The following is a 25,569-nucleotide window of genomic DNA, read 5'->3' on the forward strand; positions in this document are numbered from 1 at the left end:
CGAGGATGTAATGGGTGAGAGACGTTTCGACCCTAACGGCGGCCAGGACCGGGGGGAACTGGTTTGTGCCCGGACACACGACTCCGCCCGCGTCCGGACCGGACGCGGGCGGAGGTGTCGGGGTGGGTCAGCGCTGGAACTGCACCGGGCCGCTGTTGGCGGCCAACTGCTCCAGTCGGGCGACCCGCTCCTCCATCCGGGGGTGGGTGGAGAAGAGCGCGGCGATGCCGCCGCCCCGCTTGAACGGGTTGTCGATCATCAGGTGGGCGGTGCTGGTCAGCTGACCCTGCGCGGGCAGCGGACGCGTCTGGGTACCCATGTGGATCTTCTTCAGCGCGCTGGCCAGGGCCAGCGGGTCCCGGGTGAGCTGGGCGCCGGAGGCGTCCGCCTGGAACTCCCGGCTCCGGCTGATCGCCAGCTGGATCACGGTGGCCGCGATCGGGCCGAGGATCAGGGTGAGCAGCAGCACGACCGGGTTCGGGGCGTCCTCGTCGTCGCCACCGCCGAGCGGGATGAACCAGGCGATGTTGGCCAGCGCGGTGATGATGCCGGCCAGGCCGGCCGCCACGCTGGAGATGAGGATGTCCCGGTTGTAGACGTGCGACAGCTCGTGACCGATCACCCCACGCAGCTCCCGGTAGTCCAGGATCTCGGTGATCCCCTGGGTGACACAGACCGCCGCGTGGGCCGGGTTGCGCCCGGTCGCGAACGCGTTGGGCTGCGAGGTCGGGCTGACGTACAGGCGGGGCATCGGCTGCCGCGCCTCGGTGGCCAGCTCACGGACCATCCGGTACAGCTCGGGGAATTCGGCCTCGCTGACCGGTTGCGCCCGCATCGAGCGCAGCGCCAGCTTGTCCGAGAAGAAGTAGGACACACCGTTCATCAGCAACGAGACGACGACGGCGATGACGAGGCCGCCGCTGCCGCCGAACCAGTAGCCGACCGCGAGGATCAGCGAGGTCAACAGGCCGAGCAGCGCTGCGGTCTTCAGACGGTTGTGATGCACGATCGCTCCTTCGGTGCGCGGGCCACGCGGGACCCGCTGACCGGTCCAACGTCACCGGTACCCGTCAACCATCCTGCTCATGACTGTGAGTTGGCTGGAGGTCGCTGTGGGCGCGCTGCAAGCCCGCCGCCGCGCGCTTTGCGGCGTGTCGCGGCATCCCTCGGCCGGGCCACCGCGACTCACCACGAACCGCCCGACAGGGGTGGCGACGGTGCGAGCGAGCCGAAACTGTGCGGGCGGGGCGAAAGACACCGACGAGGTCGGGAAGGGTGTGGCGGGGCGGAGGGGGGCGGCGAGGCCCGGCAGGCATCGGAAGGGGTCAGCGGGCGGCGAGGTCGAGGACGAGCTGCGGGGCGAAGCCCACCACCACGGCCAGCGCGGTGGCCAGGGCCAGCGCGGTGGTGACCGGCCAGGCCACCCGGCCGCCGACAGCCGACACCCCGCCTTCCTCGCCGGACCGGGCGTCCCGGGCGTACAGGGTGGCGGCGAGGCGCAGGTAGTAGGCCAGCCCGATCACGGCGTTGAACGCCACCACCAGGGCCAGCCAGCCGGCACCGCCGGTCAGCAACGACCGGACCACGGTGACCTTGGCGAAGAGACCGGCCAGCCCCGGCGGCAGGCCGGCCAGGCCGATCAGCGCCAGCGCGAAGGCCGCCGCCACCCACGGCTGCCGACGGGCCGACCCGCGCAGGTCGTCGACCGTGCCGCCGTCCGCGCCGGCCGGACGCAACGCCACCAGCGCCGCGAAGGCCGCCAACTCCAGCAGCACGAAGAAGACCGCGTACGCGACCGCGGCGGCGTACGCCTCCGCCCGGGCCTCGTCGGTGCGCCCGGCGGCCAGCGCCAACGCGCCCAACGGGGCCAGGATGTAGCCGGCCTGGGCCACCGACGACCAGGCGAGCAGCCGGACCGTACGCCGCTGGCGCAGCGCCACCAGGTTGCCGACCGTCATGGTCAGCACGGCGAGCAGGGCGAGCGCCGGGCCGGTGACGTCGGCCGGCAGCGCGCGCTGCACCACGGCGAGCAGGGCAACCACCCCGCCCAGCTTGGAGGCGGTGGAGAGGTACGCCGCCACCGGCAGCGGCGCGCCGTCGTAGGTGGCCGGCGCCCAGGCGTGGAACGGCACCGCCGCCACCTTGAACGCCAGGCCGAGTACCACGAGCGCGACGGCGGCGGTGGCCAGCGGCAGGTCGAGCAGCTCCGGGCGGTCACCAAGGATGGCGCCCAGCCGGTCCAGGTGCAGCCCGCCGGTGACCGCGTAGAGCAGCGCCGCGCCGAGCAGGGTCAGGGTGGTCGCGACCACGCTGACCACGAAGAAGGTGACGGCCGCCTCGGCGCTGGCCAGGCTGCCGCGGCGCAGGCCGACCAGCACGTACAGCGGCAGGGTGAGGGTCTCCAGCGCGACGATCAGGGTGATCAGGTCACCGGCGGCGCCGAGCACCACGCCACCGGTCATCGAACAGGCGAGCAGGAAGCAGAACTCTCCCGGCGGCGTCGGCCCGCCGCGCAGCAGCGGCCCGGAGAGCCCGAGCACCCCGAGGGTGAGCAGGGCGAAGACGGCGGCCACCAGGGCCGCCCGGCCGTCCAGGACCCAGGAGCAGTCGGCGCCGACGCAGAAGGTCCGCCGGGTCTCCCCCGCGCCGACCAGCGCCGCGCCGGCGGCGGTGGCGACGGCGCCCGCGGCGGCCACAGCCACCGTCGTCCCGCGCCGGGCCACCAGCAGGTCGGCCAGGAGCACGAGTACGGCGGTGCCGGCGGCCAGGTACGCCGGCAGCAGCGCCACGTTGTCCACGCTCTGCACGAGACTCATGCCGCCCACTCCCGCCGCTCGGCCACCCGGCCGATTCCGACCGCGACCCGCGCGCCGCACGCCCGACGCGCGACGGTCCACTGCCACCCACGGCCGCGTGGCCCCGCCACGCCGCCCGTACCCACCGCGCCGCCGCCGACCGGGGTCCGGGCGCTCACCGGAGCACTCCCACCAGGGCGTCGACCGGACCGGTGGCGAGGCCGAGCACGAGCGTGGGCGCCAGGCCGACCGCGAGCGCGAGCAGCACCAGGGGCGCCCAGGCGGTCAGCTCCGCGCCGGCCAGCCCGGGCGCGAGCCGGCCCACCACCGGACTGGGCCGCCCATGGGTGACCTGCCGCAGCAGCCGCAGGAAGTACGCGGCGGTGAGCGCACCGCCCACCGCGGCCAGCACGGCCAGTGTGAGCCAGAGCGGCCCGCCGCGCCGGACGGCGGCGAACACGGCGAACGCCTCACCCCAGAAGCCGGCCAGCCCCGGCAGGCCGAGCGAGGCCACCGCGGCGAAGCCGAGCAGCCCGGCGAGCCGGGGCGCGGTCTCCCGCAGCCCGGACAGCTCAGCGAGCGCGCCGGTGTGGGTACGGTCCTTGACCGCCCCGGCGAGGAAGAAGAGCAGGCCGGTGATCACCCCGTGCGCGATGTTGCCGATCAGGGCCGCCTGGATACCGGTAGCGGTCAGCGTGGCCACCCCGAGCAGCACGAACCCCATGTGACCGACGCTGGAGTACGCGATCAGTCGCTTCAGCTCGTCCTGCGCGAGGCAGACCAGCGACCCGATGAGGATCGCCGCGACGGCCAGCACGCCGAGCACCGGGGCGGCCCAGCGGGCGCCCTCGGGGGCGACCCCGACCGCGACCCGGATCAGGCCGTACGTACCCATCTTGAGCAGCACCCCGGCGAGGATCACGCTGCCGACGGTGGGCGCCTGGGTGTGCGCGTCGGGCAGCCAGGAGTGCAGCGGCCAGAGCGGGGCCTTCACCGCGAAGGCGAGCCCCAGCAGGGTGAACGCCGCGAGCTGGGTGCCCCGGGACAACCCCGCCCCACCGGTGAGCGCGACGATGTCGGCGGTGCCGGCGGCGGCCACCACCACGTAGACGCCGACCAGCAGCAGCACCGAGCCGAGGAGCGTGTAGAGCGCGAACTTCCGCGCCGCCCGGCGCCGGTCCGCGCCGCCCCAGCCCGCGATGATCGCGTACATGGGGAGCAGGACGACCTCGAAGAACGCGAAGAAGAGCACCAGGTCGAGGGCGAGGAAGGTGCCGAGGATGCCCACCTCGACCACCAGCAGCAGCGCCACCAGCGCCCGCCCGCTTCCGCCGGCCGGCACCCGCCAGAGGGTGTAGCCGCAGCAGAGCAGCGTGAGCAGGGCGGTGAGCACCACCAGCGGCCAGGAGATCCCGTCCACCCCGAGGTGGAAGCGCAGGTCCAGGCCGGGCACCCAGGGCAGGTCGAGCTGGTGCCACGGTTGCACCGCCGGCGCCGGGCCGTAGCCGAACCAGCCGTGGTCGCCGAACACCAGCAGCACCGCGCCGACCAGGGTCAACGCGGCCACCGCCGTGCCGACCAGCCGGGCCACCCGCTCCCGGGGCGGCACCGCCACCAGGACCGCCCCGACCGCCGGCAGGGCCAGCACCGCGACCAGCAGGAACTCTCCGAGACTCACGGCAACCCTCCGATCAGGACGGTGGCCAGCCCGATCAGCAGCGCGCCGGCCAGCACCGCCGCCGCCGCGCGGGGCAGCGCCGCCCGGTGCAGCGCGGCCAGGCCACCGCCGAGGCCGGAAGCGCCCCGGCCGCTCCCCTCGACCAGGCCGTCCACCCCCACCTCGTCACCGGTACGCGCGAGGCGGGCGAGCGCCCTCGCCGGGCGTACGACGAGGGCGTGCTGGACGTCGTCGAGCCGGAAGGCCCGGGCGAAGACCGGCCGCAGCGGTCCCAGCGCGCGGGCCGGGTCGGCGGCCGGGTCCCGGCGCCAGCCGGCCCAGGCCAGCCCGGCCCCGAGCAGCAGCAACGCGGTCGGCAGCAGCAGCGCCGAGCCGACGTGGACCAGCTCGACGTCGGCTTCGACCCCGTTCGCCGAGGCGAGCAGCCGATCGGCGAACGGGGGCAGGAAGGCGACCAGCCCGAGCAACGCGGCCGGGATCGCGAGCAGCAGCACCGGCCAGCGCATCGCGGCCGGCGGATCGTGCGGGCGCAGCAGCGGCATCCGGGGCTCGCCGAGGAACGTGCGCAGCAGCAGCCGGGTGGCGTACCAGGCGGTGACCACGACGCCGAGCAGCCCGGCCAGCCAGACCAGCCAGCCGACCCAGGCCGGGGCGGGGCCGGTGCCGTCCAGGGCGGCGGCCTCGGCGACCGCGAGCACGCCGTCCTTGCTCCAGAACCCGGACAGCGGCGGCACCCCGGCCAGCGCGCCGAGCCCGATCAGCGTGCACCAGAAGGTCACCGGCATGTCCCGGCGCAGGCCGCCCATCCGGGACATAAGCGTGCTGCCGACGGCGTGGATCACCGCACCGGCGGCGAGGAAGAGCAGCGCCTTGAAGGCGGCGTGGGTGAGCAGGTGGAACAGCGCGGCGGCCGGCGCGCCGACGGCGAGCGCCCCGGTCATGTAGCCGATCTGGGAGACCGTCGACCAGGCGAGCACCCGCTTGAGGTCGTCCTGCGCGGTCGCCGCGAGCGCACCGAGCAGCAGGGTGATCGAGGCCATCACCCCGAGCACGGCCAGCGCTGTCGGGGTGGCCTCGAACAGGGGGTAGAGCCGGGCCACCGCGTACACGCCGGCGGCGACCATGGTGGCCGCGTGGATCAGCGCGGAGATCGGGGTCGGGCCGGCCATCGCGTCCGGCAGCCAGGTGTGCAGCGGGAACTGCGCGCTCTTGCCGGCCACCCCGGCCAGCAGCAGCAGGCAGGCGGCGGTGAGGGTGCCGGTGGCGTGGTCGTGGGCGAGCACGTCGGCGATCCGGAAGCTGCCCGCCGAGACGCCGAGCAACGCGATGCCGAGCAGGAAGCCGACGTCACCCACCCGGGTGACCAGGAACGCCTTCATCGCGGCGGCCGGCGCCTCGGGCAACCGCCGGTCGTGGGCGATCAGCAGGTAGGAGCAGAGGCCCATCACCTCCCAGCCGACCAGCAGCATGACCAGGTCGCCGGCGACGACCACCAGCAGCATCGCGGCGGTGAAGAGGCTGATCTGGGCCGCGTACGGGGGGTAGCGGTGGTCGACCTCGACGTCGTCGTGCGGGCCCCGCTTCAGGTAGGCGGTGGAGTAGACCTGCACGGCCAGCGCGACCGCCGCGACGGCCACCGCGACCAGGGCGGCGGTGCCGTCCAGCCGCACCCCGAGGGTGACCCGCAGCCCGCCCAGGTCGATCCAGGTGGTGGCGGTCTCCACCGGGTCGCCGACCCGGGCCAGCAGGACCAGCGCGATCAGCAGCGCCCCGGCCGCGCCGGCCACCCCGAGGCCGATCGCGACCCGCCGGGCCCGGTCCTCCCCGGTGGTCGCGCCGCGCGGCGACGGTGGCAGCAGCAACCCGATCAGGCCGGCCACCATGGGTACGGCCGGCAGCGCGGCCCCGAGCAGTCCGGTCACCGGTCCCCCTCCGGCCGGTCGGCGGGCCCGCCCGACGGCCGCTCGACCCCGGCCGACACGGCGAGCGGCCCGGCCGGCACGAGCGCCGGAGCCTCGGTCAGCGGCACCTCGTCCACGGCGACGCTGGCCCGCAGGCGGTAGAACTGGAGCACGATGGCCAGGCCCACGCCGATCTCGGCGGCGGCCAGCACGATCACGAAGAGCGCGAAGACCTGCCCGCCGTGCGGCAGGACGGCCTTCGCCGTGGTGTCGGCGGTGACCAGGATCAGGTTGACGGCGTTGAGCATCAGCTCGACCGCCATCAGCACCAGCACCGCGTTGCGGCGACGCAGCACGCCGTAGACGCCGAGGCCGAACAGCAGCGCGGCGGTGACGTACGGGATGACGGGTCTCACCGGCGGCCGCCCTCGTCGGGGCGGCGGCCGATGTCGGGGCGAGAAAGGACGATCGCGCCGACCAGGGCGGCGAGCAGCAGCACCGAGAGCACCTCGAACGGCAGCACCCAGGAGCGGAAGACCTGCTCACCCAGGCGCTCGGCGGTGCCCGCCGCCGGCAGCTCGACCCGGGTCCAGCGGAACGCGTCGACCAGCAGCACGGCCAGCCCCAGCCCACTGCCCGCACCGATCAGCGCGGCCGGCCAGCCGGGACGGTCCAGGTCGTCGGAGGCGCCGATCGGAGCGCGGGTCAACATCACCGCGAACAGCAGCAGCACCACCACCGCGCCCACGTAGATCAGCACCTGCACCCAGGCCACCAGCTCGGCGGTGAGCACCAGGTAGTCACCGGCCAGCGCGCCGAGGCAGACCACCAGGTAGAGGCCGGCCCGCACCAGGTGCTTCGTGCCCACCACCAGCACGCCCGCCCCGACCGCCACCGCGCCGAGGGCGAGCAGCAGCACGTCCGCACCGGTCATCAGGGCGTACCCCCGTCGGCGGCGGGGCCGGACTCGGGGCGTACCACGGTGGGGCGGGCGGCGGAGCTGGTCGGGGCCGCGGCCTTGCGCGCGGCGGTGGCCTCCTCCTTGGCCGGCTCGCCGTTGTGGTCGTGGGCGGGCGGCGGCGGGACCGTCCCCATCCACTGGCCGAGGTGGTCCTTGTCGTGCAGCAGGTCCTTGATGTCGTACTCGGCGTACTCGAACTCCGGCGACCAGTAGAGCGCGTCGAACGGGCAGACCTCGACACAGATCCCGCAGTACATGCAGAGCGAGAAGTCGATGTCGAACTTGTCGAGCACGTTGCGCTGGCGGGGGCGGGCGGCCCCGGCCACCACCACCTCCTCCTTGTGGGAGTCGATGTAGATGCACCAGTCGGGGCACTCCCGGGCGCAGAGCATGCAGACCGTGCAGTTCTCCGCCAGCAGCGCGATCACGCCCCGGGAGCGGGGCGGCAGCTCGGGGGCGACGTCCGGGTACTGCTGCGTGGTCGACCGGCTGGTCATCGTCTTCAGTGTGACCGCCAGCCCCTTCACCAGCCCTTCGCCGGGAATGCCGCTGCGCTCGCTCATGACGCTCATCCTGCCCTGTGCCCCCGGCGCGCGCGACCACCACCCGTCTGTTGACGGCGGTACCGTGACGGTGGGGAGAACGACGCACCGGGAAGGACCCGTCGATGACCGCTGCACGGCGACTACCCGCCGCCGGGCGAGTGGACCACCGACGACCTCGACGCCCTGCCGGACGACGGCCGCCGCCACGAGCTCCTGGACGGAACCCAGGCCGTCGAGGTACGGCTGATCCCCTACTTCTGGCGGATCGAGGGCTGATCCCCTATTTCTGGCCGATCGAGACCGCCGACGGGATCGTCGTGCACGCGTACAAGCTGGACCCGGTGAAGCGGGTCTACGTCGAGCAGGCCCGGATGACCGACGGCATCCTGCTGCCCGAGCCGTGGGAGATCGACGTGCCGCTGGCGCGGATCATCCCCGCCGCGCGTGACCTGATCCGGGGCACCGCGCAAGACGTCGCCGGCGTTGTTGATCACCCGGAGCACCCGGACGGACCGCGGGCCGGCCCGGCGCCGGAGGCGGATGCCGGTACGAGCGTGATACCTGTGAGTCATCAATATGCCTCTGAGGTATCACGCTCATCCGCGCTCAGGCCAACGGCGAGGTGACCCTGAGTGACAGAGCCGGCGAGCAGGGGCCGCGCCGGTCAGGCCGGCGGCAGCATCTCCACGCCGAGCTGCTGGAGGAGCTGGAACAGCTCGTTGACGCTCCACACGTCGACGATCCGCCCCTGGGCGTCGAACCGCAGGAACGTCGCCCCCGAGTAGCTGACCACCTGCCCGGTCGGCGGCACCGGGCCGAACTGCCCGGCCTGGGTGCCGGCCGCCCGCCAGCGCACCGCCACCCGGTCGTCGGCGGCCACCACGTCCACGATCTTGTAGCGCAGGTCGGGGAAGGCCGCCCGGCGGTCCCGGTGCCAGGCCAGCGTCGCCTCCGGTCCGACCCCGCCGAGCCCCGGGCACTCCGCCCCGATCAGCTCGTACGCGGACTCCTCGCGCCCGCCGTTCCACACGTCGGCGACGAACCGCCGCGCCAGCGCCTCCCGATCGATCATCCGGGCAGCCTAGCCGGGCCACGCCGGAGCGAAATGCGGTCGTGCGACCACGGAGACGGACGGTCATCGGACTGCGGCGCGGGAGATCGGCAAAGATGGGACAGGGACACGACGAACGGACTCCAGGGGGCGCAGTGGGCGAGGCGGCAGGCGGGACGACCGGCGGCAAGTACGTCGAGCCGGGTGGTGAGTTCACCCGCGACCAGCGTTACATCGCCACCCGGATCACCACCGACGGGCGGGACGGCTACCCGGTCGAGCCGGGGCGGTACCGGCTCGCGGTCAGCCGCGCCTGCCCCTGGGCGAACCGGCTGATCATCGTGCGGCGGCTGCTCGGGCTGGAGGACGCCATCTCGATGGCGGTGGCCGGGCCGACGCACGACGCCCGGAGCTGGACGTTCGACCTGGACCCGGGCGGGCGTGACCCGGTGCTCGGCATCGAGCGGCTCCAGGAGGCGTACTTCGCCCGCTTCCCCGGCTACGAGCGGGGCATCACCGTGCCGGCGATCGTGGACGTGCCGACCGGGCAGGTGGTCACCAACAACTTCGGGCAGATGAGCCTGGACCTGTCCACCGAGTGGACGGCGTACCACCGCGAGGGCGCGCCGCAGCTCTACCCGGAACGGCTGCGCGACGAGATCGACGAGGTGAGCGCGGTGCTGTTCCGGGACGTCAACAACGGCGTCTACCGGTGCGGCTTCGCCGGCAGCCAGGAGGCGTACGAGAAGGCGTACCACCAGCTCTTCGACCGGCTGGACTGGTTGTCCGAGCGGCTGGCGGGCCAGCGCTACCTGGTCGGCGACACCATCACCGAGGCGGACATCCGGTTCTTCACCACCCTGACCCGCTTCGACCCGGTCTACCACGGCCACTTCAAGTGCAACCGCAGCAAGCTGACCGAGATGCCGGTGCTGTGGGCGTACGCGCGGGACCTGTTCCAGACCCCCGGCTTCGGCGACACGGTCGACTTCGACCACATCAAGCGGCACTACTACGAGGTGCACCGGGACATCAACCCGACCGGCGTGGTGCCGCTCGGCCCCGACCTGTCCAACTGGCTCACCCCGCACGGCCGGGAGGAACTCGGCGGACGGCCCTTCGGCGACGGCACCCCGCCGCCACCCCCGCCGGCCGACGAGCGGGTCGACCCCGCCCACACCCCGCTGCGCTGAGCGCGGGCCGCTACAGCGCGACGCGCACGGCGGCGGTGAGGACCAGCTGGGCCAGGGAGAGCGGCACCAGCACCAGCCAGCAGAGGCGTTGCAGCTGGTCCTCCCGCAGCCGCGGGTACGAGACCCGAAGCCAGATGATCACGAAGGAGACCGCGAAGACCTTCAGCAGCGTCCACAGCCAGCCGAGCTGACCGTCGGCGAACGGCCCCTGCCAGCCGCCGAGGAAGAGCACGGTGGTCAGCGCGGCGATCACCACGATGCCGACGTACTCGGCGAGCAGGAAGAAGGCGAAGCGCAGGCCGGTGTACTCGGTCATGTAGCCGAAGACCAGCTCGGAGTCGGCGATCGGCATGTCGAACGGGGGCCGCCGGATCTCGGCCAACCCGGCGACGAAGAAGACGAACATCGCGGGCGCCTGCCAGAGCAGCCACCAGGGCTGCCACGCCTCCACGATGCCGGAGAGGCTGAGCGTGCCCGCCGCCATCGCCACCGAGGCGGCGGAGAGCACCAGCGGCAGCTCGTAGCCGAGCAGCTGGGCCGCCCCGCGCAGGCCGCCGAGCAGGCTGTACTTGTTGGCCGAGGCCCAGGCCGACATCAGCACCGCGACCACGCCCACGCCGACCACGGCGAGGACGAAGAAGAGGCCGATGTCCAGCGGCTGCCCGACCAGGTCGTCCGGGCCGAGCGGGATGACCAGCAGGACCAGCAGGTAGGGCACCAGGGCCACCACCGGGGCGAGCCGGAACACCGCCCGGTCCGCCTCGCGCGGGGTGACGTCCTCCTTCTGCACGAACTTCACCCCGTCGGCGACCAGCTGCGCCCAGCCGTGGAAGCCGCCCGCGTACATCGGGCCGAGCCGGCCCTGCATGTGCGCCATCACCTTGTGTTCGGCCTGGCCGACCACCAGCGGCAGGGTGAGGAAGGCGACCAGCACGCCACCGACCCGGATCACCAGCTCCAACCAGGTGGGCATCAGGCCGTACCTTCCTCGTCGCGCGGCGTCGGGCGGTCGCCGGTCGCGGGCTCGCCGGCCGCCGCCGGGCCGTCGCCGGTGGCCCCGGCCCCCGGGGTACGCGCCGCCCGCGCGCCCGGAGCCGGCCGGGCGGGCCGCTCCCGGACCGGGCGGGCCGGGGTACCGCCGCGCGGCCCCTCACCCACCCCGGCCGCCCCGGCGGGCGTCGGCGTGGTGCCCCACTCCCCCGGCGCGGGTACGCCCGGCGGCCGGATCGGCCGGCGACCGCCGCCGGCCTCCGACTCGCCCGGCTCCTTCGCCCCCGGCCAGGGCTTGGCCACCCGGGAGGCGAGCACGAACTCCTTGCGCAGCGGATGCCCCTCGAACTCCGGCGGCAGCAGCAGCGGGGCGAGCCCGGGGTGACCGGCGAAGTCGATCCCGAACATCTCGTGGGTCTCCCGCTCGTGCCAGGCGGCGCCCGGCCAGAGGTCGACCACCGAGGCCACCGTCGGCGACTCGCGGGGCACCCGGGTGCGCAGCAGCACGCCGTGCCGGTGGGTGGTCGACCAGAGGTGGACCACCACGTCGAACCCGTCGGCCAGCTCGTCGACCGCCGAGAGCCAGTCGAAGAAGTCGCAGGCCAGCTCGGCGTCGTCGCGCGCCGCGCGCAGCGCGTCGGTCCAGCTCGCGAGGGGTACGTCGACGGTGGCGCGGGCGTGGGACTGACCGCCGGAGACCGACGCGGTGGCCTCGACCGGCGCGAGCAGCGCGACCACCCGCTGGCCGACCTCTTCCGGAGTCATGCCGCTGATCCTAGGGCCGCCGGCGCCCGGCCGTGTCGGGCCGTCCGGGCGGGCATCTCACCGCTTTACCCGGCGGGTCAACGCCGGAGGGGGAAAGATGGTCACCGTGCGCGCTGTCACTGTGACTCCCGGAGTACCCGAATCGGTGCGACTCGTAGACGACTGGCCCGAGCCGGCGCCCGAGGAGGGCGCCATCCTGGTCGAGGCGATGGCGGTCGGCATCTGCGGCACCGACCTGGAGATCGTCGCGGGCGAGTACGGCGAGGCACCGCCCGGCCAGGAGCGGCTGGTGCTCGGCCACGAGTCACTGGGCCGGGTGCTGGAGGACCCGACCGGCACCCTGCAACCCGGCGACCTGGTGGCGGGCGTGGTCCGACACCCCGACCCGGTGCCCTGCCCGAACTGCGCGGTCGACGAGTGGGACATGTGCCGCAACGGGAAGTACACCGAGCACGGGATCAAGGGGCTGCCCGGCTTTGCCCGGGACAGGTGGCGGATCCAACCGAAGTTCGCCGTCGGCCTCGACCCGGCCCTCGCCCCGGTCGGGATGCTGCTGGAACCGACCAGCGTGGTGGCGAAGGCCTGGGACCACATCGAGCGGATCGGTGCCCGCGCCGAGTGGAAGCCGCAGATCGCGCTGGTCACCGGCGCCGGGCCGATCGGCCTACTGGCCGCGCTGCTGGCCACCCAGCGCGGCCTGGCGGTGCACGTCCTCGACCGGAACACCACCGGCCCGAAGCCGGACCTGGCCCGGGCGCTCGGCGCGACGTACCACACCGTGCCGGTGGCCGAGCTGGACTTCGAACCGGACGTGGTGATCGAGTGCACCGGCGCCCCGCCGGTGGTGCTGGACGCGATGCGCAAGGCCGGACCGATCGGCATCGTCTGCCTGACCGGCGTCTCCAGCGGCGGCCGGAGCATCGACTTCGACGCGGGCGCCCTCAACCGGGACCTGGTACTGGAGAACAACGTGGTCTTCGGGTCGGTCAACGCCAACCGGCGGCACTGGGAGCTGGCCGCCGAGGCGCTCGCCCGGGCCGACCCGACCTGGCTGAACTCGGTGATCACCCGCCGGGTGCCGGTGTCGGCGTACGCCGAGGCGTACACCCACACCGGCGGCGACATCAAGACGGTGCTCGACTTCACCGCCTAGGGGCCGACGCCTCAGATGCCGGGCAGGCGGCCGTTGCGGAACAGGTCCACGAAGAGCTGGTGGTCCTCCCGGGTCCGGACGCCGTACGCGTGTGCGAAGTCGACGAGGTGGGCGACGAACCCGGCCTCGTCGGCGTCGACCGCCGCCACGATCGACTCCTCGGTGGAGTAGTCCACCAGGTCGTGGCTGGACTCGTCGTCGGCGACCGAGTGCATCCGGGCCACCGCCCGGCCCAGGTCGCTCAGCACCCCGGCCAGCTCGTCCGGCTCGTTGACGTCCGCCCAGTCCAGATCGGCGGCGTACGGGGAGACCTCGGCGACGAGCTGGCCGGTCCCGTCCAGCTCGGTGAAGCCCAGCCACGGGTCGGCGTGCGCCTGGAGTGCCCGCTGCGACTCGGCCGTACGGTGGCCCTGGTGCCGGAAGTAGCCGCGGACCCGCTCGTCCTCGATGTGCCGGGCCACCGCGGGCACCTGCGCCTGCTTCATGTAGATCACGACGTCGTTCTCCAGCGCCTGGGTGTGCCCCTCCAGCAGCAGGTTGTACGACGGCAGCCCGGCCGAGCCGATGCCCACGCCCTTGCGCAGCACCACGTCCTTGATATGGGATGAAACAGGACGCAGCCGCGGGGGCGATGCCGGCAACGACCCCAGATAGCTCTCGAAGGCCGCGCAGACCTTCTTGCGGGTGGCCGCGTCGACCTCGAACACCCCGTCGCCGAGGGAGAAGCGGCGCTCGTAGTTGTCGATGGTGGTCTGCGTCGCGAGCAGGTCCACCCGGGTGTTGAGCCGGGCCTGCTGGAGCACCCGGCGCAGCACGCCGTCGGCGTTGTCCAAAGTGATCGAGCCGATCGCGTCGTCCCCGCCGGCCGCGATGGCCCGCAGCTCGGTCAGGTACGACCGGGCGAACCGGACGACCAGGTCGCTGATCACCTGGTCCGACAGGGCCTTGGCGTAGCAGAGCAGGGCGACGCTGGCCGCCAGGCGCTTGAGGTCCCAGGAGAACGGCCCGACGTACGCCTCGTCGAAGTCGTTGACGTTGAACACCAACTGCCCGGAGCCGTTCATGTAGGTGCCGAAGTTCTCCGCGTGCAGGTCGCCGTGGATCCACACCCGGCTGGTCCGCTCGTCGAGGAACGCCTCGTCGGCGAAGTCGCCGCGCTGGTCGGCGTAGAACAGGGACGCGCTGCCCCGGTAGAAGGCGAACGGGGAGGCGGCCATCTTGCGGAACTTGCGGCGGAAGGCCGCCGGGTCGAGTGCCATCGAGGCACCGAACTCCTCGGTGAGCACGTCGACGATGAAGGCGGAACGCTGCTCCGCGGACTGGGTCATGGACGGCAGGCTAACCCCCGGCCGCCAGCCGGGGCGCTCGTCCGAGCGGGTCGGCCGGGTGGGCCGGGTGGCGGTTCAGGACGCCGGCGGGCGTACCGGCGGGGAGATGAGCGAGCTGACCGAGCGGGGTGGGGAGTCCGGGCGCGGCGCGTCCGCCGGCGAGGCGAGCGCGTCGGGGCGGGCCACGCCGCCGATCCCGGACTGCTCGGCGGCGATCTTCTCCTGAAGGCGGAGGATGCCGTGCAGCAGCGCCTCCGGCCGCGGCGGACAGCCGGGCACGTAGACGTCGACCGGGATGAGCTGGTCGACGCCCTTGGTCACCGAGTACGAGTCCCAGTACGGGCCACCGCAGTTCGAGCAGGCGCCGAACGAGATCACGTACTTCGGCTCGGGCATCTGGTCGTAGAGGCGCTTGATCGCCGGGGCCATCTTGTCGGTGACCGTGCCGGAGACCACCATCAAATCGGCCTGCCGGGGGCCGTGGGCGAACGGGATCACGCCCAGCCGGATGAAGTCGTGCCGCCCCATGCTGGTGGCGATGAACTCGATCGCGCAGCAGGCCAGGCCGAAGTTGAAGACCCAGAGCGAGTAGCGGCGGCCCCAGTTCAGCACGAACCGGATCGGCTCGCCGAGCACTCCCGGCAGCTGCACGACCGCCCCCTTCCTGTCTCCCACCGGACAGTCAACCACAGCGCCCGAGCTGCAACCGGAACGGCCGTCGCGGGCTTCTACCAGTGTGACGACGCGGATGAACCCACCCGCGCCGCAGCAACGGGCGCGGCGGACGGCTGACGCGCCACGAGCCACCGCCGGCCGGGCACGGGGGTCCCGGCCGGCGGTGCCCCTCCGGAGCCGGGCGTCCGGGCCCCGACCGCCCTCCCCCGTCGGACGACGACCGGCCGGTGCCGGTACCGGAGTGACCGGTGCCGGCGGGTACGGACCCACGGCCGCAACGGGGAGGACGAGTGACTGTGACAAGAGACGTGCGGGTCGCCGGGCCACCGCCGGGCCCGGCTCCCGAACCGCCCGAGCTGATCTTCGACGATTTCTACCACGCGCACTTCCGGGGGCTGGTCGTCCAGCTCACCGCGTACACCGGCGACCTCGGCCAGGCGCAGGACCTGGTCCAGGAGGCGTTCTGCCGGGCGTACGTGCGCTGGGACCGGGTGTCCGGCTACGAGGACCCGCTCGCCTGGGTCCGCAAGGTCGCCTGGAACCTGGGCCACCACCGCTGGCGGCGGCTGCGTACCGCCGAGCTGTTCCTGCGCCGGCAGCGGGAGACGCACGTGGCCGGGCCGAACCCGGACCGGGTGGCGGTCGACCACGCGTTGGCGAAGCTGCCGCCCAAGCAGCGCCGCGCCGTGGTGCTGCACTACCTCGCCGACCTGACGGTCGCCGAGATCGCCGCTCAGGAGCAGGTCGCCGAGGGCACGGTCAAGTCCTGGCTGCACCGGGGCCGGGCGGCGCTCGCCACCCACCTGCGCGAGACCACCGAGGAGGTGCGGGATGCCTGAGCAGGAGGTTCTCGCCACGGAGTTCGCCCGCTACCGCCAGGCGGTGATGGCCGAGATCGAGGTGCCGGGACCGGCCGCCGTGCGGCGGGCCGTACACCGGCGGCGGCGCAACCACCTCGCCGCGGGGGCGACGGCCGCGCTGACCCTGGTGGCCGGGCCGGTCGTCGGATACGCGGCGCTGGACCGCTCGGCCCCTCACCCGACCCCGGTCGACCCGACGCCGAGCGCCACCGCGAGCCCGTCGCCGACGCCAAGCGGCTCCGGCAGCCCGAGCCCGTCGTCGGCGACCACCAGCACGAGCCCGACCGGGGCACCGGACGGCCGGATCAGCCGGGCCCAGCTCCTGGCCGGCCCGGTCACGCTGCCCACCTGGCACGTCGACGCCGGTTGCCCGAACGGCCGGGTCCGGTTGACCGGCGAAGCCGGGTGGGAGACGAACACCCTGCTCGCGCTCGACACCGGTGACATCGACGGCGACGGGGCGGCCGAAACAGTGGCGCTGGTGCAGTGCGTGCGGGGCACCGGCGGCCCGCAACAGGTGGTGGCCTTCGACCGGGACCGGTCCGGACGGATCGTCACCGTCGGCCAGGTGACGAGGACCAGGCGGGAGCGACCGCAGTGGCTGTCCGCGCTCGACGTCCGCGACGACGGCGTGGTGCGCGTGCAGGTCGGCGACATCGCGCCCGGCGGCGGCTGGCCCGGTGACTGGTCGCAGCGGCAGTGGCGCGGTTACCGCTGGGACGGCCGCTCGTTCGGCCAGGTCTCCGGGCCGACCGCCTTCGCCCCGAACCCGCACGAGGCGAACCTCGTCCTCACCGCCACCGATCTGGTGCTCGCCACTGCTCCGGACGGCTCACGCACGGGCACGGTGACGGTGCGGATCCGCAACGCGGGCACCGGCCCGGCCGCCTTCGTGGCGCTCCGGCTGGGCCTGCCGTCGGCGCTGCGCCCGGACGGCGACGGCTGGGCCCCCTGTCGCAACACTCCGGCGACGACCAGCCAGCCGGTCGGCTGCGACCTCGGCAGGCTCGACGCCGGTGCGGAGTTCCGGCTCACCCTGGGCCTGCGAGCGGCGGCGGGGGTGACCGTGGGCCGGGGAACGGCCGACGTGGACGCCCGCCCGATGGACGCCCGGTCCACCGTCGTCGAGGAGGTCTACGAGGCCGACAATGTCGTCCGGATCGACTACCGGTGACCGGTCGCCGCACGGCAGCGCCCACCCGCCGTACCGGTCCGCGTCACCGGCGTCACCAGCTCGGCCGTTGCAGCAGGCTGACGAACTCGACCAGCAGCCGCTCGCGCAGCGCCGGCGGGGCGGCGTCCAGCAGCGTGTTCACCACGGCCATCCGCTCCGGCGCGCCGTGGCCCCCGTCGAGGCCGAGCCCGGCGGCCAGGCCGGCGACCAGCTCCGGGGTGAGCGCCTGCGGGGTCAGCGCGGTCGCCAGTGCCCGCAGCTCGGCGGGGAGCCGGACCGGACCGGCCGCCCGGGTCGCGGCCACCGCGGCGGTCAGGTCGGGGCCGAACTCGGCGACCCGGGGCGCCACCGAGGCGGTCACGGTCAGGTGCACGCTCGGCGGCAGGTCCGCGTACCGGAGCTGGGGCTGGGTGTGCCAGCCCCGGGCGGTCAGCTCGTCGACCAGCACGAAGAGGTCGAGTGCCGGGTCGGTGGCGGTGAAGCAGACCACCGTCGACTCCGGCTCGGCCATCAGCCGCAGCCCGTCGACGCCACGCACGGCGTCGGCCAGCGCGGTGACCGCGTCCCGGGTCGCGGCGGCCAGCCGCAGGTAGCCGGCGTCGCCGAGGTGCCGCAGGGTGGCGTACGCGGCGGCGATCGGCCCGCCCGAGCGGGTCGAGGCGAGCACCGGGTTGACCATCGTGTACCCGGGCCAGTCCGCGTACGCGAAGTACTGCGGGGCGCGCAGCGCCGGGTCGCGGTGCAGCAGCACCGACACGCCCTTCGGGGCGTACGCGTACTTGTGCAGGTCCACCGAGATCGAGGTGACCCCGTCGACGGCGAAGTCGAACGGCGGCACCGGCACGCCGAGGCGGCGCAGGTAGGGCAGCGTCCAGCCGCCGAAGCAGGCGTCCACGTGGCAGCGCACCCCGGCCGCCGCGGCCGCCGCGGCGATCTCCGCCACCGGGTCGATGACGCCGTGCGCGTACGACGGGGCGGAGCAGGCCACCAGCACCGTCTCCGGGCGGATCGCGGCGGCGACGTCGGCGGCCGCCGGACGCAGCGTCCTCGGATCGACCGGCACCGTGTCGAGGGTGACCCCGAGCAGGTGGGCGGCCTTGGCGAAGGCGGCGTGTCCGCTGGCCGGCACCACGATCCGGGGCGCGGTCAGCTCGGGGCGGGCGTCCCGGGCGGCCTTGACGGCGAGGATCAGCGACTCGGTGCCGCCGCTGGTGACGCTGCCGACCACCTCCGGCGCGGTCGTGCCGGGGCCGCCGCCGAGCAGCCGGGCGGCCGCTGCGACCAGCGCGTTCTCCATCGCCAGCAGGGACGGGAAGGCGGTCGGGTCGAGCCCGTTGACGTGCGCGCTGCCGGCGTGCGCGGCGGCGGCCAACTCGTCCAGGCCGGGCACGGCGGGATCGTAGACGTAGGCGAACAGCCGCCCGCCGTGCGTCGGCCGGTCGAGGGCCCGCAGCTCGCGGATCTCCGCCAGCACCCGCTCGGCGGGTGCGCCGTCGGAGTCGATCATTGGTCGCCCTTCGGGTCGGGGTCCAGGGTCCAGCCGCGCAGCAGCAGCACGGCCAGCCCGACCAGCAGGGCGGGCAGCACGGTGAAGCCGAGCAGCACGCCGAGCCGGGCCTGGTCGGACTGGGCCGCGGCGGTGCCGGTGTCGGAGGAGACGTAGCCGGAGACCTGGAGCACCAGGCCGTAGAGGCCGGGGCCCAGCGCCAGCCCGAAGGTCTCCCCCGCCGTCCACAGGCCGGTGAAGACGCCCGCCTGCCGGCGGCCGGTCCGCGCGGTCTCGTGGGCGGCGCAGTCCGGCAGCAGGGCCAGGGCGAAGACCTGCTGGCCGGCGTACCCGACGCCGAGCAGCGCGACCACCGCGTAGACGGCGGCGGCGGGCAGCGCCGGCGCGGCGACCAGGGCCAGTGCCCCGACGGCGAGCAGCAGCGAGGCGGCGACCAGGGCGCTCCGCTTGCCGAGCCGGGCGCCGAGCCGGGACCACAGCGGCATCACCAGCAGCGCCGGCCCGACGAAACAGGCGAAGAGGAGGGTCGGCCCGTTCTCCGGGTCGCGCAGGATCTGGTCGGCGAAGTAGCTGACCCCGGCCAGGATGGTCGCCACCCCGGCCGACTGGATCACGAAGCAGAGCAGCAGCGCCCGGAACGGCCGGTTGCCGACGGCCACCGCGAGCTGGGCGCGCAGCGTCGGTTCGGTCTCGGTCACCGCGCCGGTCGCGACCGCGCGGGTGCCGGCAGCGGGCTCGGACGCACCGACCGGCGCTTCCGCGGTGCCGAAAGCGGCCTCGGACGCACCGACCGGCGCTTCCGCGGTGCCGAAAGCGGCCTCGGACGCACCGACCGGCGCTTCCGCGGTGCCGAAAGCGGCCTCGGACGCACCGACCGGCGCTTCCGCGGTGCCGAAAGCGGCCTCGGACGCACCGACCGGCGCTTCCGCGGTGCCGAAATCGGCCTCGGACGCACCGACCGGCGCTTCCGCGGTGCCGAGGAAGGCGCCGACTGCGCCGAGGGCGATCAGCGCGGCGACGAAGACGCCCATCCACCGGTGCCCGGCGAGGCCGTCGCCGGTCGCGGTCACCACCATCGGGGCCACCGCGCCGGAGATCAGGATGGCCAGCGCCAGCACCGCGATCCGCCAGGTCATCAGCCGGGTACGCTCCGCGCGGTCGCCGGTCAGCTCGGCCGGCATCGCCACGTACGGCACCTGGAAGAAGGCGAACGCGGTGGCGGTGGCGAGGAAGGCGACCGCCACGTACGCCCCGGCGGCGGGACCGGCGCCGAAGGGCGCGGCGAAGATGGCGGCAAAGAGCACCGCGAGGGCGAGCCCGGCGCCGAGCAGCCACGGCCGGCGGGGTCCCCAGCGGGACCGGGTGCGGTCGGAGAGCCGGCCGGCCACCGGGTTCACCAGCACGTCCCACGCCTTGGGCAGCAGCACCAGCAGGGCGGCCACCCCGGCGGCAACGCCCAGGGTGTCGGTGAGGTACGGCAGCAGCAGCAGCCCCGGCACGGTGCCGAACGCGCCGGTGGCCAGCGAGCCGAGGGCGTAGCCGGCGTGCACCCGGCGCGGCAGCGGGTCCGGTCGCCGCGCCCCGGTCGGGCCGGCGACCGAGGGGTCGGCTTCAGCCGGCGGCGCGTCCATGGGGCCGAATGTTACTCACGTTATGGCCCGGGTCACATTCCCTCCTCCGGCCACCAGCTCGCCGCCGACATGTCCACCCCGCCGGCCCGCAACGGGCAGCCCTCGGCCCGCAACCGAGCCCGCGCCTCGACCTCGTGACCGGGCGGCAATCGGCCGGCGGAGGTCACCACCCGGTGCCACGGCACCCCGCCGCCGTGCCGGGCCATGATCGAGCCGACCAGCCGCGCGGAGGCCCGGCCCGAGCGCTCGGCGAGGGCGTCGGCGACCGCCCCGTACGACATCACCCGACCCGGCGGGATCCGCTCGACCAGCGCGAGCACCGTCTCGACGTACTCCTCAGGCGTCACGACCGGCCAGGATATGGGAACGCGACGGGGTATGGCGGGACCGACCGCGCAGAATGGGCGGGTGCGCGAAGCAGTCACCCAGGCCCGGCGGATCGTCGTCAAGATCGGTTCGTCCTCGCTGACCACCGGCGGCGGTGGGCTGGACGACGCCCGGGTCGACGCCCTGGTGGACACCCTCGGCGCGCTCGCCGCCCGGGGGCACGAGGTGGTGCTGGTCTCCTCCGGCGCGATCGCCGCCGGCCTGGCCCCGCTCGGGCTGGCCCGGCGTCCCCGCGACCTGGCCACCCAGCAGGCCGCCGCGAGCGTCGGACAGGGCCTGCTCATCGGCCGGTACGCGACCGGCTTCGCCCGGCACCGGCTCACCGTCGGCCAGGTGCTGCTCACCGTCGACGACGTGACCCGGCGGGCGCACTACCGCAACGCGTACCGGACCCTGCGCAAGCTGCTCGACCTGCGCGCGGTGCCGATCGTCAACGAGAACGACACGGTCGCCACCGAGGAGATCCGCTTCGGCGACAACGACCGGCTGGCCGCGCTGGTCGCCGCCCTGGTCGACGCCGACCTGCTGGTGCTCCTCTCCGACGTGGACGCGCTCTGGACCGGCGACCCGACCCAGCCGGGCAGCGCCCGGATCACCGAGGTGCGCGGCGAGGCCGACCTGGCCGGCATCGACATCGGCGGCGCGGGCCGCTCCGGTGTCGGCACCGGCGGCATGGTCACCAAGGTCGAGGCGGCCCGGATCGCCACCGGCTTCGGCATTCCGGTGGTGCTGACCGCCGCGCCGCTGGCCGCCGAAGCGCTGGCCGGCGAGCCGGTCGGCACCTTCTTCCACCCCAGCCGGCAGCGGCCCGCGGCCCGGCTGTTCTGGCTCGCGCACGCCACCGCGCCCCGGGGGCGGCTGCACCTCGACCCGGGGGCGGTGCAGGCGGTGGTGGGGCGGCGCAAGTCGCTGCTGCCGGCCGGGATCACCGCGGTGGACGGCGCGTTCACCGCCGGCGACCCGGTCGACCTGGTGGACGCCGAGGGCGCGCCGGTGGCCCGGGGGCTGGTCAACTACGACGCGGTGGAGCTGCCGGGGCTGCTCGGCCGCTCCACCGGAGAACTCGCCGCGGCGCTCGGCCCGGCGTACGAACGGGAGGTCGTCCACCGCGACGACCTTGTGCTGCTGTGAGGAGTTTGTTGATGAGCGTCAGCGAGCAGGCCCGTCGGGCCCGGGACGCGGCGGGCGAGCTGGCGGTCGCCACCCGTACCGCCAAGGACGCCGCGCTGCACGCGATGGCCGACGCGCTGGTGGCGCGTACGCCGGAGATCCTCACCGCGAACGAGGCGGACCTGGCGGCGGGGCGCGAGGCCGGGCTGAGCGCGGCCGTGCTGGACCGGCTGGCGCTCGACGCCGGCCGGGTGGCGGGCATCGCGGACGCGCTGCGCCAGATGGCCGCGCTGCCCGACCCGGTGGGCGAGGTGGTCCGCGGCTCGACCCTGCCCAACGGGCTGGAGCTGCGCCAGATCCGGGTGCCGTTCGGGGTGGTCGGCATCATCTACGAGGCCCGGCCGAACGTGACGGTGGACGCCGCCGGGATCTGCCTGAAGTCCGGCAACGCCGCGCTGCTGCGCGGCTCCTCGTCGGCGGCGCACTCGAACGCGGCGCTGGTCGCCGTGCTGCGGGACGCGGTCGCCGGGGCCGGCCTGCCGGCGGACGCGGTGCAGCTGCTCGACGCCACCTCGCGCGACTCGGTCAAGGAGCTGATGCGGGCGCGCGGGCTGGTCGACGTGCTGATCCCGCGCGGCGGCGCGTCGCTGATCCGCACCGTGGTCGAGGAGTCGACGGTGCCGGTGATCGAGACCGGGGTGGGCAACTGCCATGTCTACGTCGACGCCGCGGCGGACGTGGCGAAGGCGGTGGCGGTCACCCTCAACGCGAAGACCCAGCGGCTGTCCACCTGCAACACCGCCGAGTCGCTGCTGGTGCACGCGGCCGTCGCGGACGCCTTCCTGCCGCCGGTGCTGGCCGCCTTCGCCGAGGCCGGGGTGACCGTGCACGGCGACGACCGGGTGGCCGCGTTCTCCGCCGCGGTGGTGCCGGCCACCGACGAGGACTTCGCCACCGAGTACCTCTCGGCGGACATCTCGGTGGCCGTGGTCGACTCGCTCGACGCGGCGGTCGCGCACATCCGCCGCTACGGCACCGGGCACACCGAGGCCATCCTCACCGACTCCGCCGCGGCGGCCCGGGAGTTCGTGGCCCGGGTGGACGCGGCGGCGGTGATGGTGAACGCGTCGACCCGGTTCACCGACGGCGGTGAGTTCGGCTTCGGCGCCGAGATCGGCATCTCCACCCAGAAGCTGCACGCCCGCGGCCCGATGGGTCTGCCCGAGCTGACCTCGACGAAGTACGTGGTCACCGGGGACGGGCACCTGCGCGCCTGACCCTCTGCAGTGGACGGGCGTACGCGGGGGTGCGCGGTGCCGCTAGTCTGAGGCCGGTTCGGCACGGCTTGTCTGGGGAGGCGGCATGCTGGGCGAGAGCGCCCTGGAAGAGCAGTTGGCACAGGCGCGCGCCGCGCTGCGGGAGGTGAGCCGCACCGGCACGCCTCGGGAACGGGTCGAGTCGGTGGGCGAGGCCGCCGACGGGAGGATCCGGGTCACCGTCGGCACCGACGGGCGGGTCAGCGCCGTCGACCTCGACCCCCGGGTGCTGCGCGAGGGGGCGGAACACCTCGCCGAGGAGTTGCGCCGGGCGGTGAACGCGGCGCTCGACGGGCAGGACGACCCGGCCACGGCCGAGCCGATGCCCGACCTCGCCGCGATGACCGCCACCGTCGAGCGCCTGCAGGACCAGGGCCTGCGCCAGATGCGCGAGATCAGCCAGGCCATCAGCGAGACCATGCGCAAGATCCAGCAGCGGAGCTGACGATGGAGAACCTCGAGGTCGACATCGACGCCCTGCGCCGCGGCGCGGACGAGCTGACCCAGGCCAAGGAGGAGGTCCGGCAGGCCTTCGAGACGTTCCAGGCCGCGCTGGGCAGCTATGCGCAGGCCTTCGGCGGCGACGAGATCGGCATGCTGGTCGGCGTCGCCCATCAGGCCTGTGTGGACGCCTTGACCGAGTGCCTCAGCACCAACGTCGCCGAGCTGGAGAGCTACGCCGACGGCCTGCACGGGATGGCCGAGAACTACCGGGCCGCCGAGGAGGACGTCACCGCCTCGTTCCGCTCGATCCTCGGCTCGCTGGGCGGCTGAACCCTTCCGCACGTACGAAAGGAGTCGCCGTGGGCCTGACGCTTCCGGGCGAGCTCGCGTCCCTGCTCTCGATGATCGGGTACGACTGGCCGGAGTCCGACGAGACCGCGATCTTCCAGCTCGCCGGCGAGTGGACCGGCATGGCCGAGAAGATCAACGGCTCGGTCGCCCGGTTGGACTCGGCGGCGCGGACGGTGCTGGAGACCAACCGGGGCGAGAGCATCACCGCCTTCGCCAGCGAGTGGAACGACAAGGAGTCGGCCGCCCGCAACATCGCCGACGCCACCAACCCGACGAACGTGATCGCCATCGGGCTGATGGCCGCGGCGGGGGTGGTGCTGGCCTTGAAGATCCAGGTGATCATCCAGCTGATCCTGCTGGCCATCCAGATCGCGCAGGCGATCGCCACGGCGGTGGCGACCTTCGGCGCGTCCCTGCTGGAGATCCCGATCTTCAAGATGATCACCGGGCTGATCGTCGACCAGCTGATCGGGCTGGCGGTGGACACGGTGCTCAATGGCTAGGAAGCGGACCAGCCCGCCCCGGCAGGCGCAGGCCAAGGGGGCCCGGATCGTCTCGGCGTACCTGGAGAACGCCGACGTGTTCCGCACCGCCAAGTCCGCCGGGACGAAGGTCGACGGGCCGGCCGTGCTGGTGCTGAAGAACCGTCCGGACTTCGACAGGCGGGACTTCGACCGCAAGGCGGGCGACCTGCGCCGGCTCGGCCAGGAGGGGCGGCTGAAGAAGGCGAAGCCGGACCGGGACAGCAACAAGGTCTACGACCCCGCGCAGCAGAAGAGCCGCACCCGCACCAACATCTACCGCGACCGAATGATCCGGGACCTCACCAAGGACGGCCGCCTCAAGGCGGACATGGGCACCCCGGAGACCAACAAGTACCTGGCCAACAAGACCGTGGTGGACCGGCTCTTCGCCGGCAAGGGGCCGATCACCGAGCGCGGCCAGGGCTACGACCCGGACCACATCCACGAGCTGCAAATGGACGGAACGGACACGTACGATAATCTCAGGCCGATGGACGCCTGGACCAACCGCGAGCTCGGCAGGGAGATCTCCCTGGCGCTACGCGACGTCCCCGAGGGCACTCCGATCATCGTGCGGGTCATCGAGTGAGCGGCCCCGACGTCCCCGCCGGCCTGGACCGGATCCGGGAGAAGCTGGCGCTGCTGCGCGGCCTGGAGGCCGAGCAGGGCTTCGGGGTGGTCATCGGCGAGCCGGCCCCGCTGGAGCCGCTGCCCGAGCTGCCCGGCGTGGCCGAGGTCTACGGCCTCTTCGGCCGGCTGGAGGGCGACAACTTCCGGTTCACGCCCCCGGAGGAGATCCTCAGCCCGGCGGCCTGGGCGGCCCGCACGGTGAACGAGAACGACCCGATGGGCAGTCCGCTGCCGGTCGGCCACGAGGTGCACAGCATCCCGCCGGGCCTGCGCGGCGACATCAAAGCCGGTGCCCCGATCTACCTGGACACCGAGGATCTCGACGTCTACTGGATGGAGCCGGACGACTACGTCTTCCTCTACGAGCACCCGGACACCGAAGCGGAGCTGACCGTCATCGCCCCGGACGTCGTCACGTTCTTCGACGAACACGTGCTCGGCCCCGGCTACCCGGCGCTCGTCGGGACCGTGCTGGGTCCGGGCGTGGCCGAGCGGCGGCTGCGCAAGGGGCCGCACACCGGCGAGTACGCCGACAACTGGCGACGCCTGCTGATCGCCGCCGGCCTGTCCTCCTGAACCCACCGTCGACCCGCGAAGGAC

Annotated in this window: 27 protein-coding genes; 12 read left to right on the forward strand and 15 right to left on the reverse strand. The window is 73.9% G+C overall.

Annotation, left to right across the window (positions count from 1 at the left end; all coding sequences use genetic code 11):
- Window positions 1-127: 127 nt before the first annotated feature.
- The 7 genes from htpX to V6U89_RS04945 all read right to left on the reverse strand — a co-directional run bounded on the left by htpX (window position 128) and on the right by V6U89_RS04945 (window position 7,898).
- On the reverse strand, window positions 128-1,006 hold the full coding sequence (gene htpX / locus V6U89_RS04915) for a zinc metalloprotease HtpX (RefSeq protein WP_154941794.1): 879 nt from the start codon (window positions 1,004-1,006) through the stop codon (window positions 128-130).
- A gap of 319 nt (window positions 1,007-1,325) precedes the next feature.
- Window positions 1,326-2,816, reverse strand: a complete 1,491-nt coding sequence (locus V6U89_RS04920; RefSeq protein WP_334569371.1) for an NADH-quinone oxidoreductase subunit N — start codon at window positions 2,814-2,816, stop codon at window positions 1,326-1,328.
- Window positions 2,817-2,970: 154 nt separating this feature from the next.
- Window positions 2,971-4,473, reverse strand: a complete 1,503-nt coding sequence (locus V6U89_RS04925; RefSeq protein WP_334569373.1) for a complex I subunit 4 family protein — start codon at window positions 4,471-4,473, stop codon at window positions 2,971-2,973.
- The gene (locus tag V6U89_RS04930; protein WP_334569434.1) at window positions 4,470-6,356 is read right to left on the reverse strand and encodes an NADH-quinone oxidoreductase subunit 5 family protein; all 1,887 of its coding nucleotides are present in this window, start codon (window positions 6,354-6,356) and stop codon (window positions 4,470-4,472) included. Before V6U89_RS04930 ends, V6U89_RS04925 begins: the two co-directional genes overlap by 4 nt.
- 35 nt (window positions 6,357-6,391) lie before the next feature.
- A complete protein-coding gene (nuoK, locus tag V6U89_RS04935) occupies window positions 6,392-6,790 on the reverse strand; it encodes an NADH-quinone oxidoreductase subunit NuoK (protein ID WP_334569374.1) in 399 nt (132 codons plus the stop codon).
- Window positions 6,787-7,308, reverse strand: coding sequence for an NADH-quinone oxidoreductase subunit J family protein (locus V6U89_RS04940; RefSeq protein ID WP_088960220.1), 522 nt, complete (start codon window positions 7,306-7,308; stop codon window positions 6,787-6,789). Before V6U89_RS04940 ends, nuoK begins: the two co-directional genes overlap by 4 nt.
- Entirely contained in the window at window positions 7,308-7,898 is a 591-nt protein-coding gene (locus V6U89_RS04945; RefSeq protein ID WP_280836989.1) for a NuoI/complex I 23 kDa subunit family protein, read from the reverse strand. Before V6U89_RS04945 ends, V6U89_RS04940 begins: the two co-directional genes overlap by 1 nt.
- Before the next feature lie 299 nt (window positions 7,899-8,197).
- On the opposite strand from V6U89_RS04945, the gene V6U89_RS04950 reads away from it, so the two are divergent.
- Entirely contained in the window at window positions 8,198-8,506 is a 309-nt protein-coding gene (locus V6U89_RS04950; protein ID WP_334569375.1) for a hypothetical protein, read from the forward strand.
- A 38-nt stretch (window positions 8,507-8,544) separates the two neighbouring features.
- Here V6U89_RS04950 and V6U89_RS04955 read toward each other — a convergent pair whose 3' ends face one another.
- Window positions 8,545-8,952 carry an ester cyclase gene (locus V6U89_RS04955; protein ID WP_334569376.1) on the reverse strand — a complete coding sequence of 136 codons (408 nt, stop codon included), beginning with the start codon at window positions 8,950-8,952 and terminating at the stop codon, window positions 8,545-8,547.
- 134 nt (window positions 8,953-9,086) lie between these two features.
- Between V6U89_RS04955 and V6U89_RS04960 the strand changes: the two genes are divergently transcribed.
- Complete coding sequence (locus V6U89_RS04960; RefSeq protein ID WP_334569377.1) at window positions 9,087-10,124, forward strand: glutathione S-transferase family protein; 1,038 nt, start codon at window positions 9,087-9,089, stop codon at window positions 10,122-10,124.
- 10 nt (window positions 10,125-10,134) lie between these two features.
- Here V6U89_RS04960 and nuoH read toward each other — a convergent pair whose 3' ends face one another.
- Both nuoH and V6U89_RS04970 read right to left on the reverse strand, forming a co-directional pair.
- Complete coding sequence (nuoH, locus tag V6U89_RS04965) at window positions 10,135-11,097, reverse strand: NADH-quinone oxidoreductase subunit NuoH (protein ID WP_088960216.1); 963 nt, start codon at window positions 11,095-11,097, stop codon at window positions 10,135-10,137.
- Window positions 11,097-11,879: an NADH-quinone oxidoreductase subunit C gene (locus V6U89_RS04970; protein ID WP_334569378.1), complete on the reverse strand. Its 783-nt coding sequence runs from the start codon at window positions 11,877-11,879 to the stop codon at window positions 11,097-11,099. Before V6U89_RS04970 ends, nuoH begins: the two co-directional genes overlap by 1 nt.
- A 106-nt stretch (window positions 11,880-11,985) precedes the next feature.
- On the opposite strand from V6U89_RS04970, the gene V6U89_RS04975 reads away from it, so the two are divergent.
- Window positions 11,986-13,032 (forward strand): glucose 1-dehydrogenase, encoded by a 1,047-nt coding sequence (locus V6U89_RS04975; protein WP_334569380.1) that lies wholly within the window; start codon window positions 11,986-11,988, stop codon window positions 13,030-13,032.
- 11 nt (window positions 13,033-13,043) lie between these two features.
- On the opposite strand, the gene V6U89_RS04980 is transcribed toward V6U89_RS04975, so the two are convergent.
- Both V6U89_RS04980 and V6U89_RS04985 read right to left on the reverse strand, forming a co-directional pair.
- The gene (locus V6U89_RS04980) at window positions 13,044-14,360 is read right to left on the reverse strand and encodes a DUF2252 domain-containing protein (RefSeq protein WP_334569381.1); all 1,317 of its coding nucleotides are present in this window, start codon (window positions 14,358-14,360) and stop codon (window positions 13,044-13,046) included.
- 75 nt (window positions 14,361-14,435) lie between these two features.
- Window positions 14,436-15,011 (reverse strand): NADH-quinone oxidoreductase subunit B, encoded by a 576-nt coding sequence (locus tag V6U89_RS04985; protein ID WP_334569382.1) that lies wholly within the window; start codon window positions 15,009-15,011, stop codon window positions 14,436-14,438.
- Window positions 15,012-15,325: 314 nt separating this feature from the next.
- Between V6U89_RS04985 and V6U89_RS04990 the strand changes: the two genes are divergently transcribed.
- Window positions 15,326-15,874 carry a SigE family RNA polymerase sigma factor gene (locus V6U89_RS04990; protein WP_334569383.1) on the forward strand — a complete coding sequence of 183 codons (549 nt, stop codon included), beginning with the start codon at window positions 15,326-15,328 and terminating at the stop codon, window positions 15,872-15,874.
- Window positions 15,867-17,069, forward strand: coding sequence for a hypothetical protein (locus tag V6U89_RS04995; protein ID WP_334569384.1), 1,203 nt, complete (start codon window positions 15,867-15,869; stop codon window positions 17,067-17,069). The genes V6U89_RS04990 and V6U89_RS04995 overlap by 8 nt, the downstream gene beginning before the upstream one ends.
- 52 nt (window positions 17,070-17,121) lie before the next feature.
- On the opposite strand, the gene V6U89_RS05000 is transcribed toward V6U89_RS04995, so the two are convergent.
- Genes V6U89_RS05000 through V6U89_RS05010 form a run of 3 tightly spaced genes read right to left on the reverse strand, consistent with a single transcriptional unit; the run spans window position 17,122 to window position 20,554 of the window.
- On the reverse strand, window positions 17,122-18,576 hold the full coding sequence (locus V6U89_RS05000) for a pyridoxal phosphate-dependent decarboxylase family protein (protein WP_334569385.1): 1,455 nt from the start codon (window positions 18,574-18,576) through the stop codon (window positions 17,122-17,124).
- On the reverse strand, window positions 18,573-20,207 hold the full coding sequence (locus V6U89_RS05005) for an MFS transporter (RefSeq protein ID WP_442933862.1): 1,635 nt from the start codon (window positions 20,205-20,207) through the stop codon (window positions 18,573-18,575). The genes V6U89_RS05000 and V6U89_RS05005 overlap by 4 nt, the downstream gene beginning before the upstream one ends.
- A gap of 32 nt (window positions 20,208-20,239) precedes the next feature.
- Window positions 20,240-20,554, reverse strand: a complete 315-nt coding sequence (locus V6U89_RS05010) for an MGMT family protein (protein WP_280836999.1) — start codon at window positions 20,552-20,554, stop codon at window positions 20,240-20,242.
- A 13-nt stretch (window positions 20,555-20,567) separates the two neighbouring features.
- Between V6U89_RS05010 and proB the strand changes: the two genes are divergently transcribed.
- The 7 genes from proB (at window position 20,568) to V6U89_RS05045 (ending at window position 25,545) form a co-directional block, all read left to right on the forward strand.
- A complete protein-coding gene (proB, locus tag V6U89_RS05015; RefSeq protein ID WP_334569386.1) occupies window positions 20,568-21,725 on the forward strand; it encodes a glutamate 5-kinase in 1,158 nt (385 codons plus the stop codon).
- Between the two features lie 11 nt (window positions 21,726-21,736).
- Window positions 21,737-22,981, forward strand: coding sequence for a glutamate-5-semialdehyde dehydrogenase (locus tag V6U89_RS05020; RefSeq protein WP_334569387.1), 1,245 nt, complete (start codon window positions 21,737-21,739; stop codon window positions 22,979-22,981).
- A gap of 85 nt (window positions 22,982-23,066) precedes the next feature.
- Window positions 23,067-23,465: a YbaB/EbfC family nucleoid-associated protein gene (locus V6U89_RS05025; RefSeq protein WP_334569388.1), complete on the forward strand. Its 399-nt coding sequence runs from the start codon at window positions 23,067-23,069 to the stop codon at window positions 23,463-23,465.
- A gap of 2 nt (window positions 23,466-23,467) precedes the next feature.
- Window positions 23,468-23,794 (forward strand): WXG100 family type VII secretion target, encoded by a 327-nt coding sequence (locus V6U89_RS05030; RefSeq protein ID WP_334569389.1) that lies wholly within the window; start codon window positions 23,468-23,470, stop codon window positions 23,792-23,794.
- Between the two features lie 29 nt (window positions 23,795-23,823).
- Window positions 23,824-24,318 carry a WXG100-like domain-containing protein gene (locus V6U89_RS05035; protein ID WP_334569390.1) on the forward strand — a complete coding sequence of 165 codons (495 nt, stop codon included), beginning with the start codon at window positions 23,824-23,826 and terminating at the stop codon, window positions 24,316-24,318.
- Window positions 24,311-24,928: a hypothetical protein gene (locus tag V6U89_RS05040; RefSeq protein ID WP_334569391.1), complete on the forward strand. Its 618-nt coding sequence runs from the start codon at window positions 24,311-24,313 to the stop codon at window positions 24,926-24,928. Before V6U89_RS05035 ends, V6U89_RS05040 begins: the two co-directional genes overlap by 8 nt.
- Entirely contained in the window at window positions 24,925-25,545 is a 621-nt protein-coding gene (locus V6U89_RS05045) for a hypothetical protein (RefSeq protein ID WP_334569392.1), read from the forward strand. The genes V6U89_RS05040 and V6U89_RS05045 overlap by 4 nt, the downstream gene beginning before the upstream one ends.
- The last annotated feature ends 24 nt before the right edge of the window (window positions 25,546-25,569 follow it).

This window comes from Micromonospora sp. CPCC 206171 (assembly GCF_036906755.1).
Classification (GTDB): domain Bacteria; phylum Actinomycetota; class Actinomycetes; order Mycobacteriales; family Micromonosporaceae; genus Micromonospora; species Micromonospora purpureochromogenes.

Bases quoted from the DNA above. Each gene is read 5' to 3' on its own strand.
- V6U89_RS04930 (WP_334569434.1), bottom strand. From the start codon at position 6,356: ATGGTGGCCGGCCTGATCGGGTTGCTGCTGCCACCGTCGCCGCGCGGC.
- V6U89_RS04940 (WP_088960220.1), bottom strand. From the start codon at position 7,308: ATGACCGGTGCGGACGTGCTGCTGCTCGCCCTCGGCGCGGTGGCGGTC.
- V6U89_RS05025 (WP_334569388.1), top strand. From the start codon at position 23,067: ATGCTGGGCGAGAGCGCCCTGGAAGAGCAGTTGGCACAGGCGCGCGCC.
- proB (WP_334569386.1), top strand. From the start codon at position 20,568: ATGGGAACGCGACGGGGTATGGCGGGACCGACCGCGCAGAATGGGCGG.
- V6U89_RS05030 (WP_334569389.1), top strand. From the start codon at position 23,468: ATGGAGAACCTCGAGGTCGACATCGACGCCCTGCGCCGCGGCGCGGAC.
- V6U89_RS04970 (WP_334569378.1), bottom strand. From the start codon at position 11,879: ATGACTCCGGAAGAGGTCGGCCAGCGGGTGGTCGCGCTGCTCGCGCCG.
- nuoH (WP_088960216.1), bottom strand. From the start codon at position 11,097: ATGCCCACCTGGTTGGAGCTGGTGATCCGGGTCGGTGGCGTGCTGGTC.
- V6U89_RS05040 (WP_334569391.1), top strand. From the start codon at position 24,311: ATGGCTAGGAAGCGGACCAGCCCGCCCCGGCAGGCGCAGGCCAAGGGG.
- V6U89_RS04995 (WP_334569384.1), top strand. From the start codon at position 15,867: ATGCCTGAGCAGGAGGTTCTCGCCACGGAGTTCGCCCGCTACCGCCAG.
- V6U89_RS05005 (WP_442933862.1), bottom strand. From the start codon at position 20,207: ATGGACGCGCCGCCGGCTGAAGCCGACCCCTCGGTCGCCGGCCCGACC.
- V6U89_RS05000 (WP_334569385.1), bottom strand. From the start codon at position 18,576: ATGATCGACTCCGACGGCGCACCCGCCGAGCGGGTGCTGGCGGAGATC.
- V6U89_RS04955 (WP_334569376.1), bottom strand. From the start codon at position 8,952: ATGATCGATCGGGAGGCGCTGGCGCGGCGGTTCGTCGCCGACGTGTGG.
- V6U89_RS05020 (WP_334569387.1), top strand. From the start codon at position 21,737: ATGAGCGTCAGCGAGCAGGCCCGTCGGGCCCGGGACGCGGCGGGCGAG.
- V6U89_RS04920 (WP_334569371.1), bottom strand. From the start codon at position 2,816: ATGAGTCTCGTGCAGAGCGTGGACAACGTGGCGCTGCTGCCGGCGTAC.
- V6U89_RS04945 (WP_280836989.1), bottom strand. From the start codon at position 7,898: ATGAGCGAGCGCAGCGGCATTCCCGGCGAAGGGCTGGTGAAGGGGCTG.
- V6U89_RS04980 (WP_334569381.1), bottom strand. From the start codon at position 14,360: ATGACCCAGTCCGCGGAGCAGCGTTCCGCCTTCATCGTCGACGTGCTC.